The organism is Synechococcus sp. R6-5 (assembly GCF_047461775.1).
Classification (GTDB): domain Bacteria; phylum Cyanobacteriota; class Cyanobacteriia; order Thermostichales; family Thermostichaceae; genus Thermostichus.
In genome coordinates this window covers 1-16,764 of record NZ_JANSHV010000220.1, presented here as the reverse complement: position 1 = coordinate 16,764, position 16,764 = coordinate 1, and the positions used below count along the sequence as shown (strand labels likewise).

The 16,764-nt window shown below is 57.8% G+C and carries 17 protein-coding genes; 9 read left to right on the top strand and 8 right to left on the bottom strand.

The features are described 5' to 3' along the window. Positions 1 to 82: 82 nt before the first annotated feature. From hisD to NW818_RS11330, 5 genes are all read right to left on the bottom strand, one after another. A complete protein-coding gene (gene hisD / locus NW818_RS11350; protein ID WP_414328849.1) occupies positions 83 to 1,396 on the bottom strand; it encodes a histidinol dehydrogenase in 1,314 nt (437 codons plus the stop codon). 247 nt (positions 1,397 to 1,643) lie between these two features. Beyond that, positions 1,644 to 2,387: a hypothetical protein gene (locus NW818_RS11345; protein WP_414424608.1), complete on the bottom strand. Its 744-nt coding sequence runs from the start codon at positions 2,385 to 2,387 to the stop codon at positions 1,644 to 1,646. Positions 2,388 to 2,502: 115 nt separating this feature from the next. After that, complete coding sequence (locus NW818_RS11340) at positions 2,503 to 3,687, bottom strand: LL-diaminopimelate aminotransferase (protein WP_414424607.1); 1,185 nt, start codon at positions 3,685 to 3,687, stop codon at positions 2,503 to 2,505. 49 nt (positions 3,688 to 3,736) lie between these two features. Continuing rightward, complete coding sequence (locus tag NW818_RS11335) at positions 3,737 to 4,321, bottom strand: TolB family protein (protein WP_414380455.1); 585 nt, start codon at positions 4,319 to 4,321, stop codon at positions 3,737 to 3,739. Between the two features lie 58 nt (positions 4,322 to 4,379). Then, positions 4,380 to 4,664: a DUF427 domain-containing protein gene (locus tag NW818_RS11330; RefSeq protein WP_414419034.1), complete on the bottom strand. Its 285-nt coding sequence runs from the start codon at positions 4,662 to 4,664 to the stop codon at positions 4,380 to 4,382. A gap of 231 nt (positions 4,665 to 4,895) precedes the next feature. Between NW818_RS11330 and NW818_RS11325 the strand changes: the two genes are divergently transcribed. From NW818_RS11325 to NW818_RS11285, 9 genes are all read left to right on the top strand, one after another. Next, a complete protein-coding gene (locus tag NW818_RS11325; protein ID WP_414328677.1) occupies positions 4,896 to 6,305 on the top strand; it encodes a DUF697 domain-containing protein in 1,410 nt (469 codons plus the stop codon). Positions 6,306 to 6,353: 48 nt separating this feature from the next. Next, the gene (locus tag NW818_RS11320) at positions 6,354 to 7,118 is read left to right on the top strand and encodes a peptidase (RefSeq protein WP_414424606.1); all 765 of its coding nucleotides are present in this window, start codon (positions 6,354 to 6,356) and stop codon (positions 7,116 to 7,118) included. A gap of 52 nt (positions 7,119 to 7,170) precedes the next feature. Then, positions 7,171 to 8,157: a glycine--tRNA ligase subunit alpha gene (gene glyQ, locus NW818_RS11315; protein ID WP_414328660.1), complete on the top strand. Its 987-nt coding sequence runs from the start codon at positions 7,171 to 7,173 to the stop codon at positions 8,155 to 8,157. Between the two features lie 150 nt (positions 8,158 to 8,307). Continuing rightward, complete coding sequence (locus tag NW818_RS11310) at positions 8,308 to 8,835, top strand: NYN domain-containing protein (RefSeq protein ID WP_011431737.1); 528 nt, start codon at positions 8,308 to 8,310, stop codon at positions 8,833 to 8,835. A gap of 331 nt (positions 8,836 to 9,166) precedes the next feature. Beyond that, complete coding sequence (lepA, locus tag NW818_RS11305) at positions 9,167 to 10,978, top strand: translation elongation factor 4 (protein WP_414382983.1); 1,812 nt, start codon at positions 9,167 to 9,169, stop codon at positions 10,976 to 10,978. Next, positions 10,971 to 11,576, top strand: coding sequence for a bis(5'-nucleosyl)-tetraphosphatase (symmetrical) YqeK (gene yqeK, locus NW818_RS11300; RefSeq protein WP_414424605.1), 606 nt, complete (start codon positions 10,971 to 10,973; stop codon positions 11,574 to 11,576). Before lepA ends, yqeK begins: the two co-directional genes overlap by 8 nt. Positions 11,577 to 11,618: 42 nt before the next feature. After that, entirely contained in the window at positions 11,619 to 11,990 is a 372-nt protein-coding gene (gene rsfS / locus NW818_RS11295) for a ribosome silencing factor (RefSeq protein WP_011431734.1), read from the top strand. Positions 11,991 to 12,586: 596 nt separating this feature from the next. Further along, positions 12,587 to 12,907, top strand: coding sequence for a hypothetical protein (locus NW818_RS11290; RefSeq protein WP_414342999.1), 321 nt, complete (start codon positions 12,587 to 12,589; stop codon positions 12,905 to 12,907). Positions 12,908 to 12,964: 57 nt separating this feature from the next. Then, positions 12,965 to 13,876 carry a histone deacetylase gene (locus NW818_RS11285; protein WP_414424604.1) on the top strand — a complete coding sequence of 304 codons (912 nt, stop codon included), beginning with the start codon at positions 12,965 to 12,967 and terminating at the stop codon, positions 13,874 to 13,876. On the opposite strand, the gene NW818_RS11280 is transcribed toward NW818_RS11285, so the two are convergent. From NW818_RS11280 to speD, 3 genes are all read right to left on the bottom strand, one after another. Next, positions 13,873 to 15,024 carry an NAD-dependent epimerase/dehydratase family protein gene (locus NW818_RS11280; protein ID WP_011431731.1) on the bottom strand — a complete coding sequence of 384 codons (1,152 nt, stop codon included), beginning with the start codon at positions 15,022 to 15,024 and terminating at the stop codon, positions 13,873 to 13,875. The genes NW818_RS11285 and NW818_RS11280 overlap by 4 nt on opposite strands. A 92-nt stretch (positions 15,025 to 15,116) precedes the next feature. After that, a complete protein-coding gene (locus tag NW818_RS11275) occupies positions 15,117 to 16,055 on the bottom strand; it encodes a fused MFS/spermidine synthase (RefSeq protein WP_011431730.1) in 939 nt (312 codons plus the stop codon). A 119-nt stretch (positions 16,056 to 16,174) separates the two neighbouring features. After that, positions 16,175 to 16,633: an adenosylmethionine decarboxylase gene (speD, locus tag NW818_RS11270; RefSeq protein ID WP_414350000.1), complete on the bottom strand. Its 459-nt coding sequence runs from the start codon at positions 16,631 to 16,633 to the stop codon at positions 16,175 to 16,177. Positions 16,634 to 16,764 lie beyond the last annotated feature (131 nt).

Sequence of the window (16,764 nt, the reverse complement as noted above, 5' to 3'; positions counted from 1 at the left end):
GTGAGTGGATAGTGACTAGCCACTAGTCCCTAACAGAGGGTGGGGCTTCCCGGCGGTCTAGCTAACTGCGACCAGGGCTTGATTAGCGCTCCTCCGCCAACCGCACCTGTACCGACTGGCCGTGGGCGGGCAACCCTTCCGCTTGTGTGAGAGCCTGAATGGCGCTGGCCACCTCCCGCAAAGCCGCTGAGCTGTATTGAATCAGACTGGAATGCTTTAGGAAAGTTTCCACCCCCAAAGCCGAGGCATAGCGGGCCGCACCGGCGGTGGGCAAGGTATGGTTGGGGCCAGCCAGGTAATCTCCTACCGCCTCCGGAGTATGGTGGCCCAAGAAAATGGCCCCCGCATGGCGAATGGGATCCAACAAAGCCCAGGGATCGGCCACCTGCAATTCCAAATGTTCTGGCGCAAACAGGTTGGACAAAGCCACTGCCGCCGTCAGATCCGGCACCACCGCAATCAGACCGTAGTTCACCACCGACTTTTCCACCATCAGACGGTTGGGATGGGCCTCCATCTGGGTGGCCACCGCCTGCTGCACCTGCTGGGCCAGCTGGAGATCGGTGGTCAGAAGGATGGCCGCCGCCAAGGGATCGTGCTCGGCTTGGGCCAGCAAATCGGCAGCCACATAAAGGGGGTTGGCGCTCTCGTCGGCGATGATCAACACCTCCGATGGCCCGGCCAGCGAGTCGATCCCCACCGTGCCGTACACCAGCTTTTTGGCCAAAGTTACGTAGATGTTGCCGGGGCCGGTGATCACGTCCACCTTGGGGATGGTCTCGGTGCCGTAGGCCAAAGCCCCTATTGCCTGAGCCCCTCCAACGCGATAGATGGTGTGGATGCCTACTTCTTGGGCGGCCACCAAAATGGCCGGGCTAATCCCCTTGCCCCCCGAGCCGTCGGATCCCGGTGGCGTCACCATCACAATCTCGGGCACCCCTGCCACCTGGGCCGGGATGGCGTTCATCAACACCGTGCTGGGGTAGGCGGCTCGCCCTCCCGGAATGTAGAGGCCGGCGCGATCCACAGGGCGGTATTGCTTGCCCAAGACGATCTCAGGGCCGGGAAAGCTTACCCAACTGCTGGGCACCCGCTGCCGGTGAAAAGCTTCAATGCGCTGCTTGGCCAGCCGTAGGGCTGAAAGCAACTGCGGAGATACCGCCTGGTAAGCTGCCTCTAGCTCGGCCCCAGACACCTTCAGCTCGGCAACGCTCAGCTCCACCTGGTCGAACTCAGCCGTATAGGTCAGCAGGGCCCGATCCCCCTGACGGCGTACCGCTTGCAGGATCTCCCGCACAGTTGCTTCGCGGTGCAGGTTCTGGTCAGCCTGAGTGCGCTCCGAGATCCGTCTGAGCTCGGCTTCAGCCTCGGCTAGCTGGGTGACGATTCTCAGCATAGCGACTCCTTCGCGTAGAGTGCCGCAACCCCATAGTAACGAGGGATCCGGCGGCATCGTGGTAGCAAAGCGGATCTTTCGCTGGGTCGGCTTGCGGCGACAAGAAGGGACATCCCCAGGCAGGGATCTTGTCTGCACCTGGTGCGATCCGGGTTGATCATGGTCATAGCTTAGCCTGGATTTTCCTCGACCAAGAGCCGGGTAGAGTTCGCCGATAGCCCTACTCAGGAAAAAGACTGGCCCCTTTTCATAGGCGCAGTTCTGACGATTTGATCAAGTTGCGAAAATCGTGGATTACCTCTTCACAGCGACGGAAAAAAGCCAGCACCCAATCCCGTAGCACCCTTTGCTGAGATTCGTCCAGTTCCTTGAGGGATCCCCGGTAGTGGATCTGGCCGCTGCGCTCGATCTCGAACTGGTTCAGCCATTCTGCTTTGGATCCCTGGCGTTCCACCACTTCCTGCCGTGCTGCTTTCCAATAGTTGACGATCACCGCCTTGCCCAAATAGCCGGTTGTAATCTGGCAGAGACGGTTCAGAGATTGCACGAAGACATCCATCTCCATGCGCGGGCCCGCCGTAGGAGCGGAACTGGGCTGGGTAGCGTTCCGGCCTGCCTCCGCCTGGCTGGTAAATAGACGAAAGGTGGCCAAGCCCTTTGGCGTATCCTGCTGCAGCTCGGCTCGCAGGCGGTTCACGGCCAAGGTGTAAACCGGCATCACCAGCTCGTCATTCACCGCCACCAGCAGCGCCCATTCCGGCCCGAGGGGGTAAACGAAAACCCGCTGCTCGGCAAACTGAAAGTCAAAATAGTCAAGTCCTGGGGGCATGGTCTCCAAAACTTGAAACAGCCCTTCGGTAAGGGCTTGCTGCTGTCGGCTATCCAAATCCTGAAAAGAGCGGTAGAAGAAAGGGCGACCTGCCCGACTCAAGAGCGCCACCCCCATCACCCCACGGATGGACAAAAAACTGTCGAGCGTTTCCTTCTCCATGCCCACTCAACTTGGATAACACTCTTACTCTTATCCTGACTTAGATTGCCCGAGGGTGGGCGAGCACAACCAACCGAGAGCTGGATGCTCGATGTTTGGGATTGATGTTTGGGATTTAGGAAATGCACCGGGACAAAAACGCCTCGATCCGTCCCACCGCCTCCTCCAGACGGGATCCCTCGACCACCAAAGCAAAGCGGACATAGCCTTCCCCACTGGGGCCAAAGCCAGAACCCGGAGACAGGGCAACCCCTGTGGCTCTCACCAAGTCCAAACAAAACTGGGCAGAAGAGCCGCGATAAAACTCCGGCAAAGGCGCCCACAGATACATGGTGGCCTCCGGCAAAGGCACAGGCCAACCCATGCGGTGTAGAGCCGCCACAGCTATATCCCGTCGCTCGCGGTACACCTGCCGCCAGCGCTCCAAAAAACTATCGGGAACTGCCAAAGCCGCTGCTGCCCCCCGCAGAATGCCCTGGTACTGATGGAAGTCGATGGTGGATTTCACCCATCGCAGGGCTCGGATCAGCTCTCGGCTGCCAATGGCGTAGGCCACCCGGAATCCCCCCATGTGATAGGACTTGGAGAGAGAAAAAAACTCGATGGTGCGGGTTTTATCGGGATCCGCCTGCAGCGCGGAAGGGGCTACCTGGCCGTCGAAACGCCAGTCCACATAGGGAAAATCGTGGGCCAGAACGATGTCGTGCTGTTGACAGAATTGTAGGGTTTCCTGCCAAAACTCCGGGGTGACGGTGGCAGTGGTGGGGTTGTGGGGGTAGTTCAGCACCAGCAGCCGCGCCTGCCGGTAGATTGCCTCCGGGATCCGATCCCACTGGGGCAAGAAGCGGTTTTCCGCCCGCAGGGGCAGGTAGTAGGGGATCCCGCCCGCCAGATGGATCCCGCCCACGTGAGAGGGATAGGCCGGATCCGCAACCAAAGCAACATCGCCGGGGTTGAGCAGGGCCAGGGGCAAGAGGGCCGTTCCCTGCTGGGATCCGATCAACGGCAGCACCTCTGTTTCCGGATCGATCTCCAGGCCGAACTTGCCCCTGTACCACTTGGCGCAGGCAGACCGAAAGTCCGCCGTGTCGTGAAACAGCGTGTAGCCATAGGTAGAGGGATCCGACAGAGCCGATTGGATGGCCGCCAAGGAGTCTGAAGGTGGGGGCAGATCGGAGGATCCCAGAGACAGATCGATCACATCCAGGCCAGAGCGACGAGCCTCTCGCTTGGCTCGATCCATTTGGTCAAACACATTGCCGCCGAGGGGCTGAAGTCGCTGGGCGAGGGGAATCGACATGCAACAACTCTTGCAAAGCAGGGGGGTCTATCCTAGCTTGAGGATCCCCTCAGGGATTGTCGCCAGAAGTGGGGGAAGAGGGTGAGGTTGGGCGCGTGCTGGCTGCCGGCCCCCGGTCGAAAATCTCGATGTGCCACTGCCCTTGGCCGTTGCTCTCGAAGGCGATAAACCGGCCATCGCCGCTGATGGTGGGGTTGCGCACATCTCCCGGCACCCGGCTGCTGATGTTTTCTATCCTGCGGGTTTCGCGGTCGTAGAGAAAAATCTCAGACTTGCCCAGAGCATTGGAGACATAGACGATGTAGCGGCCATCGGCGCTGATGTCGGGCGAGGTGGCCGCCACGTCGCTGGAGTTGAGGCCGGGCAGATCCACCAAGCGACGTTCCACCGTGTCGTAGAGAAAAATATCCTGGCTGCCGCTGCGGGCCGAGGAAAACACCAGGTAGCGGCCATCTCCGTTGAAAGCAGGCTCCCCATCGGGGAAGATGCTGTTGAGGCCACTGTTGGTCAGGCTGGGACGCGGGGTGCGAAAACCTGCGGGGCTGCAGCCCAACAGCACCAGGCTCAATCCGGCCAGGCCCAGCTTTCTCGCCCACCGGGCCGCGCCAAACAGGATCCGGCCATTGGTCAGCATGGCATCGCCTCTCCAACCCACTCTTCCCATCATACCCGGTTGACAAACTCGGCTCCGGCTAGGGCTCCACCTTGACACCCTTCCAGAAGGCCACATAGCCGCGGATGTTGGCCGCAGCGGGTTTGGGATCCGGGTAGTACCAGGCGGCATCTTTGTTCTCCTGGCCGTTGACCACGAGGGTATAGTAGCTGGCCTCCCCCTTCCAAGGACAGATGGTGTGGGTAGAGCTGGGCTGGAAGTATTCCCGGCGCAGAGATTCCGGCGGAAAATAGATGTTGCCTTCTACGGTTTCGTAGCGGTCTGTCTCCGCCACCACTACCCCATTCCAGATAGCCCTGGGCATGGAAAACCTCCTCTTGCCAAGTTTTGGATATCGGATTTTTGAGTTGCGGATCCCGGCGGCTGAGGCCGCCTTGCTTTGAGCTTAACTCTTCCCTTCCTCTTATGATCGTCTTGTATTGTCCCTTGTATTGTCCGATGAGAAGCTCTCTGTCCGGTGGGGAAGCCTGCCGATCCCGAGAGCAAAGTGGAGTCTTTTAAGGGCTGCTTCCTACCGCTATTGAGCGCTACGGCTATGGCTCGCCGCAACACCCTACAAGATGACCTCAACTACCAACAAGCCAAGCGCAGCCTGCGCCAGTGGGTGGCCCAACTGGATCTGCGCCCCCAAGAGGTCGCGGGCTTAGAAGGGGAGTTGGAGAGCTTGCAAGCGCTCTTGGACAAGCTGGAAACCGAGGTCATCCACATCGCCGCCTTTGGTCTGGTGGGGCGAGGCAAGTCTTCCCTGCTCAATGCCCTGCTGGGCGAGCCAGTCTTTGAGACGGGGCCCACCCATGGCATCACCCGTACCCAGCAAGCGGCAACTTGGAACATCAGCTGGGAAACCCGCCCCCAGTCCTCCTTCTCTGGCACATCCCTGCAGGGATCCCGCCTCCCCCCTTCCTCGGTGCAGTCGGTACAGGTCGCCCATTGGCAGGGATCCCGTCTGGAGCTGATCGACACCCCCGGCCTCGATGAAGTGGATGGCGAAGAGCGGGCGCGGCTGGCCCGAGAAGTGGCGCAGCGGGCGGATTTGATCCTGTTTGTCGTCTGCGGGGATCTGACGCGGGTGGAGTTTGAGGCCCTGGCCACCCTGCGGGAGGCGGGCAAGCCCATGCTGCTGGTGTTCAACAAGATCGACCAGTACCCAGAGGCAGATCGCCAGGCCATTTACGACAAGATCCGCAACGAACGGGTGCGGCAGCTCCTTTCTCCCAACGAGATCGTCATGGTGGCGGCCTCCCCTCGCGTGCCCCGCCTGGTACAAAGGCCGGATGGGAGCTTTGCTGCCCAGATGGAAGTGGGATCCCCGCAGGTGGATGAGCTGCGCCTGAAAATCCTGGAAGTCCTGCATCGGGAGGGGCGTTCGCTGCTGGCCTTGAATGCCCTCCTGTTTGCCGATCGGGTTAACCAGCAGGTAATTGAGCGCAAGCTGCAAACCCGTGCCCAGCAAGCCCAAGACCTCATCGCCTCAGCCGCCCGCACCAAAGCGCTGGCGGTTGCCCTCAACCCCATCACCCTGCTCGATACCTTGGGAGGGCTGGCCATCGATGTCACCCTGATCCTGCGCCTGGCCCGCCTGTACGGCTGGCCCATGAGCACTGCAGGAGCCACACAACTGCTGCAGAAGATCATCCTCAGCATGCTCAGCCTGGGCGCCGGCGAGTGGGTGGCGCTGTTGGGCCTGGGATCCCTGAAAACCTTGCTGGGGGGATTCTCTCTGGGAGCCTACGGTTCCGTGGCCCTGACGCAGGCGGTGTTGGCCGGGTTTTCCTGCTATGCCATCGGCGAGTCCGCCCGCCGCTACCTGGCCCAGGGAGCCAGTTGGGGGCCAGAGGGCCCCAAAGCCGCCATAGCCCAGATTTTGGCCGATTTGGACGAAGCCTCGATCACCGCCCGCCTGCGGGAGGAAATCCGCCACAAAATCGGATTTGCTTTCCCCTGAACCTCTACAATCGCCTCTACAATCAGAGAGCCGAGCCGCATCGTTCGCATGACCTACTGCCTTGGCATCATCACCCGCTTTGGCTTGGTGATGGCGGCAGATTCCCGCACCAACGCCGGGGTGGACTACGTCTCCACCTACCAAAAGCTGTTCGATTTTTCCGTGCCCGAAGAGCGGGTGATCTTGATCTGCACCTCCGGCAACCTGTCCATCACCCAGGGCGTTTTGACCGAAGTGCAGCGGGATCTGCGCCAACCGGAAAGTTCCAATCTCCACACCTTCCCCCATCTCTACGACGTGGCCCGCTACCTGGGATCCAAAATTCGTTACATCCAGGAGCAAGACCGACCCTGGCTGGAAAAGGACGGTATCGACGCCCAGTGCAGCCTGTTGTTGGGGGGACAGATCCGAGGCGAGGAGCCGGCCCTCTTTTTGATCTACAGCCAGGGCAACTGCATCCAGGCCACCCCGGAAACCCCTTTTTTGCAGGTGGGGGAAACCAAATACGGCAAGCCAATCTTGGATCGCACCCTCTCCTACGAAACCTCGCTAGCAGATGCGGCCAAATGCGCTCTCCTCTCCATTGACTCCACCATGAAATCCAACATCTCCGTCGGCCCCCCCATCGATTTGGTGATGGTGCAAGCGGATCAGTTCAAGGTCACCCACCGTCTGCGCCTGCGCACCGGGGATCCCTACCTGGCCAAGATGCGCAAACTGTGGGAAAGCGCCCTCAAACAAGCCTTCGACCAAATGCCCCCCATCGAGTGGGACTACTCGGATCCAGTCGATCAAGAAGAGCCGCTCGACTGAGGAGAGCAGATTGGTAGGATAGGGGTTGCTCTATCTCTGCCCAACCCTTGCCATGTCAGCCCACACCTTTCAAGACTTGATCTTTCGCCTGCAACAGTTTTGGGGGGAGCAGGGCTGCTTGATCCTGCAACCCTACGACCTGGAAAAAGGCGCCGGCACCATGAGCCCCCACACGTTTTTGCGCGCCTTGGGGCCGGATCCCTGGCGAGTGGCCTATGTCGAACCCTGTCGCCGCCCCACCGATGGACGCTACGGTCAAAACCCCAATCGCCTACAGCACTATTTCCAATACCAAGTGTTGATCAAGCCCTCCCCCGATGACATTCAAGATGTGTACCTAAATAGCCTGCAAGCTTTGGGCGTGAACCCGGCAGAACACGATGTTCGCTTTGTGGAAGATGACTGGGAATCTCCCACCTTGGGGGCTTGGGGCGTGGGCTGGGAAGTGTGGCTGGACGGCATGGAAGTAACCCAGTTCACCTACTTTCAGCAGGTGGGCGGACAAGATTGTCGCCCGGTTTCTGTAGAAATTACCTATGGGCTAGAGCGCCTGGCCATGTATCTGCAGGGGGTGGATTCGGTTTTCGATCTCTGCTGGAATGAGCATCCTTCTCTGGGACGGATTACCTATGGACAAATCTATTTCCAAAATGAGGTCGAGCAATCTTATTACAACTTCGAGTATTCCGATCCGGAGATGCTACTGGAATTGTTCCGGCTCTACGAAGCCGAGGCCAAGCGTTTGATCGAAACCACCCAACAGAAACTGCAGAAACAGGTGTTGCCGGATCGGTTGGCCGTGTCTCTGCTCCTGCCCGCCTACGACTATGTGCTCAAGTGCTCCCACACCTTTAACCTGCTCGACGCTCGTGGTGTCATTGCTGTAGCCGAGCGCACCCTCTACATTGGGCGCATCCGTAACCTGGCTCGACAATTGGCGGAGCTGTACGTTAGCCAAGCCGATCGACCGGGATCCAGCTATGCCCTGCGGCAACCGGAACCCGCTTTGGTTTACAGGGGTGCCTCTCCCCAGAGTTAATTCTTGAGAAAGGGATCCCACCTTTGGCTATGATGAGAGATTGGTGTCAGCAAGGTGCTGGCTGCCCAAATGGCTCTTGTGGAAAGTCAGTGACCTCGTTTTCATCCTCTTTTTCTGACCAGTTCACCTTACTTTTTTCGGAAAAGCTTTATGTTTTACCATCATCCCGTCACTCGGGTTTCCATCTTTATTGATGGCAATAATATGTTTTATGCTCAACAGAAAAATGGCTGGTTTTTTGACCCACGCCGGGTGCTGGATTATTTTGTTAGATCACAGCCGAATGTTGAATTGGTCAACGCCTTTTGGTACACCGGCATCAAGGATCCCCATGATCAGAGGGCCTTTCGAGACGCTCTGATCAGCATGGGCTTCACTGTGCGCACCAAGATCCTCAAAGAATATCGAGATGAAGACTCCGGTCGGTACTCCCAAAAAGCAAATCTGGACATCGAAATTGTAATCGATATGTTCAACACCGTTGGCCAGTACGATAGGATCATTCTATTTAGCGGCGATGGAGATTTTGAGCGGGCCGTCGAGCTGTTGCGTTCCAAAAACACGCTGATTACAGTTGTCTCCACCGAAGGGATGATCGCCCGCGAGCTGCGCAACGCCACCGACCGCTACATCGACCTCAATGACATTCGCCCCTACATTGAGAAGTTAGACAAGTAGTGCTTTGGGCAGGGTTCTGGACTGCTTCCTCTGCCGTCGGGTCAGACCCATAGCCTCCTGGCGAGCTGGCGACAACACCGCCTAAGTTCGTTCTGGCTTTTTCCATCTTCACGGATCCCATCCCTGCCACACAAGCGGCACGTCTGTTGTACCGGCTCTAGTCAGCGCTGCCGGAAAGGAGCTGTCCCGGCCAATTCCAGTAGGGTGCTCTGGTGTCCGGCAGAAGGGCTGTGTCTTCTCCCCTTGGCAGCCAACTTCTGGGCAACCTCAGTTCAGGCAGGGGAGCAGAGAGGCTAGCATTGTAAAAAATCTTTGCCCTGATCAGGTTTTTATGACCGGCGTTCCTGTCTCCCGCATTCGCAACTTTTCCATCATCGCCCACATCGACCACGGCAAGTCCACCCTCGCCGATCGCCTCCTGCAGGAAACGGGCACCGTTTCAGCCCGCGAGATGAGGCCACAACTGCTGGACAGCATGGAACTGGAGCGGGAACGGGGCATTACCATCAAGCTGCAAGCGGCCCGCATGAACTACCGTGCCCAAGACGGCCAAGACTACGTTTTGAACCTGATCGACACGCCGGGGCATGTGGACTTCACCTACGAAGTCTCCCGCTCCCTGGCCGCCTGTGAAGGGGCGCTGCTGGTGGTGGATGCCTCTCAAGGCGTGGAAGCCCAAACCTTGGCCAATGTGTACCTGGCCCTGGAGAACAACCTGGAAATTATTCCGGTGATCAACAAAATCGACCTGCCGGGCGCCGAGCCGGAGCGGGTGATTGCCGAGATTGAGCAGGTAATCGGCCTCGACTGCAGCGGGGCAATCCTCGCCTCTGCCAAGGTGGGTATTGGCATTCAAGAGATTCTGGAGGCCATTGTGCAGCGGGTGCCCCCCCCACGGGATACAGTGGCGGATCCCTTGCGGGCCTTGATTTTCGATAGCTACTACGACGCCTATCGCGGCGTGATCGTCTATGTGCGCATCATGGACGGGGAGGTGAAAACGGGGGACAAGATTTGCTTTATGGCCTCTGGCCGAGAATACGAGATTACCGAGCTGGGGGTGATGCGTCCCAACCAAGAGCCGGTGGATGCCCTACATGCGGGCGAGGTGGGCTACATGGCCGCCGCCATCAAGAGCGTGGAACACGCCCGTGTTGGGGATACCATCACACTGGTGAATCGCAAAGCTCCTGAGCCCCTGCCCGGCTACAAAGAAGCCAAGCCGATGGTGTTTTGTGGCCTGTTCCCCAGCAGCTCCGATCAGTACGCCGAACTCAAAGAGGCTCTGGAAAAGCTCAAGCTCAACGATGCTGCCCTGTACTTTGAGCCAGAAATTTCCAGCGCCATGGGCTTCGGCTTCCGCTGTGGTTTTCTGGGCCTGCTGCACATGGAGGTGGTTCAGGAACGCCTAGAGCGGGAGTACAATCTCGATCTGGTGATCACAGCTCCGACGGTGGTGTACCAAGTTACCCTCAACAACGGCTCTGTGATTCGGGTGGACAATCCCAGCAAGCTGCCTCCCCCCAACGAGCGCACCAGCATTGAGGAGCCGATTGTCAGGGTAGAGGTGATTCTTCCTGAGGAATTTGTCGGTACCGTGATGGAGCTGTGTGAGACCAAACGCGGCACTTTTAAAGACATGAAATATCTGGCGCAGGGTCGGACTACGCTGGTGTACGAGCTGCCTCTGGCGGAAGTGGTCACCGACTTTTTCGACCAATTGAAATCACGCACCCGCGGTTATGCCAGCATGGACTACCAAATGATTGGCTATCGCGCCGATGATTTGGTGCGTTTGGACATTTTGATCAACGGCGATGTGGTGGATTCTCTATCCACAATTGTGCATCGGGACAAAGCTTTTTATGTAGGCCGTTCCCTAGTTGCCAAGTTACGAGAGCTGATCCCACGCCATCAATTTGAAGTGCCCATTCAGGCAGCAATTGGCTCTAAAGTGATTGCTCGTGAAACCATACCAGCCCTGCGCAAAAACGTCTTGGCCAAATGCTACGGAGGAGATGTGACCCGCAAACGCAAGCTTTTGGAAAAACAAAAAGAGGGGAAAAAACGCATGAAGGCGGTGGGAACAGTGGATGTGCCCCAAGAAGCGTTTATGGCCGTGCTGAAGCTGCAGAATGACTAGGGCGATGGGCACTCAACTGGGGCGGGAAGAGGTGTTGGCCTGGCTACAGGAGCGGGTGTCTCCTCCTCGCCTCCGCCATATCTTGGGGGTAGAGGGGATGGCCCGACAGCTGGCGGCCCACTACGGGCTGGATGAGCAGAAAGCTGCTTGGGCAGGGCTGATGCACGACTTGGCCAAGGCTTTCCCGCCGGAGCAACTGTTGCAAAGGGTGGCTCAGGAACGGGAGCTGGATGAAATTGAGCGGGCCGAACCTCACATCCTGCACGCTGAGGTGGGATCCCTGGTGGCGCGGGAGCAGTTTCAGGTACAGGACCCGGAGATTTTGGCGGCCATTGCCAACCACACGTTGGGTCGGCCCGGCATGGATCCCCTCAGTTGTGTGGTTTTCGTGGCCGATGCCCTGGAGCCGAATCGGGGCAACAGCCCAGAATTGGAGCGGTTGCGGCAGATGGCTTTTGTAGATTTGTCTAAAACCGTAGTGGGAGTATGTGACTTGAGCCTAAAATTTTTGCTAGACCGGAATCAGGTGGTTCATCCGCGCACACTCATGACTCGGAATCATTTTTTGTTACATCCTTTAGAAAAAGCGGTGTCCTAGGTTAACTCAGTCGTTTCAGGAGGGTTTTAGTTGCTACATCTCATGCCTGCCCCTGCTGGGGATCCCATCTATTGCATGGCGCTGAGTGCAGCTCGCGCGGCAGAAGAGAAAAAAGGTGGCGATATCGTTCTGCTGGATGTATCCCAAGTCTCCACTTTGGCAGATTACTTTCTTCTGGTCAGCGGCTACTCGCTTACGCAAGTCCGCGCCATTGCCCGAGCAATTGAGGAAAAGGTTTGGGACGAGTGGAAACAAACTCCGCGCCGCATTGAAGGGCAGGAATCGGCCTCTTGGATACTGATCGACTATGCCGATCTCATTGTCCATGTGATTATGCAACAGGAAAGGGACTACTATGACCTAGAGTCTTTCTGGATCCAGGCTCAGCGAGTCGATCTGCCCATAGCAGGCTAAATCTATTTGTTTTGGATCCCTGGATTTGGCAGTTCTTCAGGTCTTGGAGCCAAGGGAAGAGTTGCTCTTTACAACTCTTTAACTGCCTTCCAGGGCCTCCTTGACAGACAGAAGTTTTAGTCAATTGTCAAGAAATATGTAAGTTTCTTAATATTCCCGCAATTTCTTACACAGTCACGTGTTAGGGTAGTGAATGACAAATAGCTGAGTAAGATCTTCCTGCCTTTTGCAGTCGAGTTTCTATAGTCTTTGTTAAACGCTCTACCTTGTTTCTCTTGAACGCTGATAATTCTTCGTTGGTACTGAATACCAGCAAAAAGATTTTCCAGCTGCTGATGGCTCCTATTGGCTGCTTTCAGCGGCAAGTGGAAAGGCAAACGAGGCGAATAGAGGAGGCAAGGATTGGCTGCACAAGAGGATCTTACGAACGAAACCGCAACTTCTTCCCGACGGCAGACTTAACTGCAACCGGCTTAAATGGTCGGCTTGTAGGCAAAATCCGGTGCCAAAAGCAGCGGAGGAAGATGGGGAAGCAGCGTTTTTTGTTTAATGTCTGTTTTTAAGAGCGACAGGGATTTTTAGGAGGGACATTCATCATGGAAAAGATGTTGGTTAATATCGTCGAGTACCTGGCATTGGGAGAACTGGAAACTATCCTCTCCACTGAGCACCCCCATCAACAGGTGTTTCATGACGCTAGGGAGCGGGAAGCGATGATGCAGCAGATCCTAAACCGGGTCCCCGCCATCTACATGTGGCTGGCTGCCGATGAGTGTCCCAGCCGCGATCAACTTAATTCCTCTGAGCTGGAATTGCTGCGGTCGGTAGTGCGGGATGTGGTCAATCAAAAACTCCAACAAGCCTCTTTTGGCCTTGACCCCTATGCGGGATCCATGTCAGAGGTCTTCTACGGATAGAGGGGGCGGGCTTAAGCTACACTGCAAAGGCGTTGCCTTAGCTTGTTGCCTCTGCCCATGTTGCCTGTTTACTATTCTGATATTTTCCTCAGCCACGATACCGGGCCATTTCACCCCGAGCGTCCGGCTCGCTTGCAGTCCATTGTTAAGGCGCTGCGTGGTGCCCCTTTTGCCAACCAGTTGGAATGGCGGGATCCCCCCTTGGCGGAGCTAGCAGAGCTGGAGCGAGTACACTCGCGTCGGCACATTCAACAGGTGGCTGAGTTGGCAGCAGCAGGTGGGGGACGCATCGATGCCGACACTGCTCTCTCGGGGAGAAGTTTTGAGGCAGCGCGCCTGGCTGTGGGAGCTTGGATTGCCGGCTCTGCTTCGGTTTTGGCCACCGCTCAGCCGGCTTTGGTGCTGTGTCGTCCGCCTGGGCATCACGCAGAGCCAGAACGGGCAATGGGGTTTTGTTTATTCAGCAACGCAGCCATTGCGGCGCTGTGGGCGCTGGATCAGCCGGGGGTGAAGCGGGTGGCGATTTTCGATTGGGATGTTCACCACGGCAACGGCACGCAGGCGGTGGTGGAGCGCTATCCCCAACTGGCCTATGCCTCCATCCATCAGTTTCCCCTCTACCCCGGCACCGGCTCCGCTCGCGAAACCGGGATCCACGGCAACCTCTGCAACGTGCCTTTGCCTGCCGGCTCGGATTGGTTGGCCTACAAAAAGGCCCTCGACGAGAAGATCTTGCCGTTCTTGCAAGCGTTCCAGCCGGATTTGCTGCTGGTGAGCGCCGGCTTCGACTGTGCCAAAGGGGATCCCCTGGCCGGTATGCAGCTAGAGCCGGAAGCCTTTGGCCGCATGGCCCGCCTTTGCCTGGAGCAGGTGACCCGCAAAACCCTCTTCGGCTTGGAAGGCGGCTATAACCTGGACAACCTGGCGCGCGGCTGGCTGAGCCTGGCCCAAGCTTGCCTGGAGAGTTAACCTTTCCACTTCACCTTGGGTAAAATCTGCCGCACATCCACCCGATCCTTGTACTTGAGAGCAAAGTTGAGCAGCGAATCCAAGAGGGAATCGGACAGATAGTGGGGCTGGAGGCCCAGGTCTAGGAGCTTGGTGTTTTTGGCGTTGTAGTAGTGCTCTTCCAGCTCGACGCGGGGGTTCTCCAGGTGGTTGATTTCCACCTTCAGGCCCATGGTGGCTCCCGCCTTTTGCACCAGCAACGCCAGTTGCTCAACACTAAATTGCTCTGTGAACTGGTTCATCACCCGGAATTGGCCCGGCTCGGCAGGGTGAGCAATGGCCAGCTCCACGCAGCGCACAGTGTCGCGGATATCCAGGAAACCGCGGGTCTGGCCGCCCTTGCCATACACTGTCAGCGGATGGCCCACGGCCGCTTGAATGCAGAAGCGGTTCAGAGCTGTGCCGAATACGCCATCGTAATCGAGACGGTTGATCAGCACCTCGTCCATGCCGGTTTCTTCCGTGAGCACGCCGTATACCACCCCTTGGTTGAGGTCGGTGGCCCGCAGGCCCCAGACGCGGCAGGCGAAGTGGATGTTGTGGCTGTCGTGTACTTTGGAGAGGTGATACATGGATCCCGGCTGCTTGGGATAGGGCAGGGTATCCTTGCGGCCATTGTGCTCGATGGTGATGTACCCCTCCTCAATGTCGATGTTGGGGGTGCCATACTCACCCATGGTGCCCAGCTTCACCAGGTGGCAATCGGGAAATTCCTCTTTGATGGCGTAGAGGATGTTCAAGGTGCCCACCACGTTGTTCACCTGGGTCATTACCGCGTGTTCGCGGCTAATCATCGAGTAGGGAGCAGAGCGCTGCTCGCCAAAGTGAACAATGGCCTCCGGCGGGAAGCGGCGCATGCAGGAGATCAGGGCTTCGTAGTTGGTAACGTCGCAGACAAAGATGGGAATGTCCTTGCCGGTTAGCCCCTTCCAGCGATCCACCCGTTGCTCTAGCTGGGCAATGGGGGTCAGGGTAGAAACCCCCAGTTGCAGATCCCAGAGGCGGCGGACGTAGGAATCGAGAATGGCCACCTCATAACCCCTGTTGGATAGGTGCAGGGCTGTCGCCCAGCCACAGTATCCGTCACCACCAATAACCAGGACTTTCATCAGGGAAGCAAAATTCGGCTGCTCACGAATCTACCAAGTTATGGCACCAAAGACAAACTCTCCTGGGATCCCTTTGAGCGCTGCATGGCTCCTCATTCAATGCGAGGCGGGTTATCCAGGGTATAAACCACAGTCTCGGCGGCAATGGCGCGGCGCAGGTGAGCTGGGACTTGGTAGAGGCCCAGAAGGGTAATGCCATCGATGAATTGCAGTGCCCCTCGCTCGGGATCCAACTGTTGGCTCAGAATCTGGTCGATCTGCTCCGGCTCTGGCCTGGGGGAGATGGGATCCTGAGCTGCCAGGGCAAAACCCAGTGGGCCACCGTAGGTGGGGGCATAGATGGCGTAGGGCTGCACGGCGGCAAACACCGTTTTCAGGGTGCGAACAATGCGGGTGTGTTGATGAAGCTCAACCGGCCCCGTCGGCCCGGCTTGGATGGTGAAAGCCCCATCTGGCTGCAACTTGGAGCGGATCTGGCGGAAAAACTCCTGGGTGAAGAGGCGGTAGGCAGGGCCGGACTCAATGGGATCGGAGAGATCGGAAAGGATCACATCCCAAATGGGGCCTGTTTCTTGGAGAAAATCCAAGGCATCGGCAATCACCACCTCCACCCGCGGATCTTCAAAGGATCCCTGGTGCATTTCCGGCAGGTGCTCTCGACAGGCGGCCACCACCTCCCCATCGATGTCCACCATCACCACCTGCTCCACCGAGCGCCAACGCAGCACCTCCCGCAGCGTTGCCCCTTCGGCCCCCCCCAGCACCAGCACCCGCCGGGGGATCCCGCCCGCTTGGACAACCTGCACCATAGCCGGATGAACCAAAGCCTCGTGGTACAGAAACTCATCCACGGTAGTGGATTGCCAATGCCCATCCAGCATCAGACCCTTGCCGAAGGCCCCCGTCTCGGCGATCAGCATCTCCTGGAAAGGGGTTTTTCGGTAGGCCAAGATGCGCGTGACGGCACGGGCGGTGTAGTCCCAAGGGGTAAAGTACTCCTGAACCCAGAAGAAACTTCTCGGGCTGCTCATAAGCACCTCGCTACAGCTTTTTCCAGCAACATAGACTGACCTCTGGGGTGAATCGGATCCCACCCAGCCTACAGATGGCCCCCATGACAGTTTGGAAAAAGCTGCGATTGGCGAAGATCTCAGCGCCTTCGTCGGGTCGCTTCACAGGTGAGCACCTCAGCCGAGTCTGGGGCCTCTTCCAGGAGTGTCGGTTGCGCGGTGCGGCGGGGCACCTTGCGCAGGGAATATCGTCGCGCTTGAAACACGTCGATCAGATATTCACAGGCCGCTTCCGGTCGGGTGTGGCGACCACAGGTGAACACATCCACCGCCGCGTAGCCCGCTTCGGGCCAGGTGTGAATGGAGATGTGGGATTCCCCCAAAAGAGCGAGGGCTGTAATCCCCTGTGGCTCAAATGAATGGCACAGCTCTCCCAAAAAGGTGGAGTTGGAGCGTCTCGCTGCCTCCCGCAAAGCCTGTTGCACCAGAGAGGCATCATCCAAAAGTTTGGCCGGGCAGTCGTAAAGCTCCAGGATACAGTGGATCCCGATCAGAGCTGGAGACCTATCCCCTAATTGGCCAGATAGTGTGTGCAGCATACTATCCCCTAATTGGCCAGATAGAACAGATTAGAACCAGAGGCTGCACAGAAAGCGCAGCTTTACCATTGTCTCACAATTGTCATACTCCCCTGGCTAAAGGCAGGGGATTCTGGTTCCTGGTTCTGCGA

What these genes read in the sequence shown, in the direction of transcription:
- NW818_RS11285 (WP_414424604.1), top strand. Translation starts at nt 12,965, where the DNA reads ATGTTGCCTGTTTACTATTCTGATATTTTCCTCAGCCACGATACCGGG.
- yqeK (WP_414424605.1), top strand. Translation starts at nt 10,971, where the DNA reads ATGACTAGGGCGATGGGCACTCAACTGGGGCGGGAAGAGGTGTTGGCC.
- hisD (WP_414328849.1), bottom strand. Translation starts at nt 1,396, where the DNA reads ATGCTGAGAATCGTCACCCAGCTAGCCGAGGCTGAAGCCGAGCTCAGA.
- speD (WP_414350000.1), bottom strand. Translation starts at nt 16,633, where the DNA reads ATGCTGCACACACTATCTGGCCAATTAGGGGATAGGTCTCCAGCTCTG.
- NW818_RS11330 (WP_414419034.1), bottom strand. Translation starts at nt 4,664, where the DNA reads ATGCCCAGGGCTATCTGGAATGGGGTAGTGGTGGCGGAGACAGACCGC.
- NW818_RS11320 (WP_414424606.1), top strand. Translation starts at nt 6,354, where the DNA reads ATGACCTACTGCCTTGGCATCATCACCCGCTTTGGCTTGGTGATGGCG.
- NW818_RS11280 (WP_011431731.1), bottom strand. Translation starts at nt 15,024, where the DNA reads ATGAAAGTCCTGGTTATTGGTGGTGACGGATACTGTGGCTGGGCGACA.
- NW818_RS11275 (WP_011431730.1), bottom strand. Translation starts at nt 16,055, where the DNA reads ATGAGCAGCCCGAGAAGTTTCTTCTGGGTTCAGGAGTACTTTACCCCT.
- NW818_RS11335 (WP_414380455.1), bottom strand. Translation starts at nt 4,321, where the DNA reads ATGCTGACCAATGGCCGGATCCTGTTTGGCGCGGCCCGGTGGGCGAGA.
- NW818_RS11345 (WP_414424608.1), bottom strand. Translation starts at nt 2,387, where the DNA reads ATGGAGAAGGAAACGCTCGACAGTTTTTTGTCCATCCGTGGGGTGATG.
- NW818_RS11310 (WP_011431737.1), top strand. Translation starts at nt 8,308, where the DNA reads ATGTTTTACCATCATCCCGTCACTCGGGTTTCCATCTTTATTGATGGC.
- glyQ (WP_414328660.1), top strand. Translation starts at nt 7,171, where the DNA reads ATGTCAGCCCACACCTTTCAAGACTTGATCTTTCGCCTGCAACAGTTT.
- rsfS (WP_011431734.1), top strand. Translation starts at nt 11,619, where the DNA reads ATGCCTGCCCCTGCTGGGGATCCCATCTATTGCATGGCGCTGAGTGCA.
- NW818_RS11325 (WP_414328677.1), top strand. Translation starts at nt 4,896, where the DNA reads ATGGCTCGCCGCAACACCCTACAAGATGACCTCAACTACCAACAAGCC.
- lepA (WP_414382983.1), top strand. Translation starts at nt 9,167, where the DNA reads ATGACCGGCGTTCCTGTCTCCCGCATTCGCAACTTTTCCATCATCGCC.
- NW818_RS11340 (WP_414424607.1), bottom strand. Translation starts at nt 3,687, where the DNA reads ATGTCGATTCCCCTCGCCCAGCGACTTCAGCCCCTCGGCGGCAATGTG.
- NW818_RS11290 (WP_414342999.1), top strand. Translation starts at nt 12,587, where the DNA reads ATGGAAAAGATGTTGGTTAATATCGTCGAGTACCTGGCATTGGGAGAA.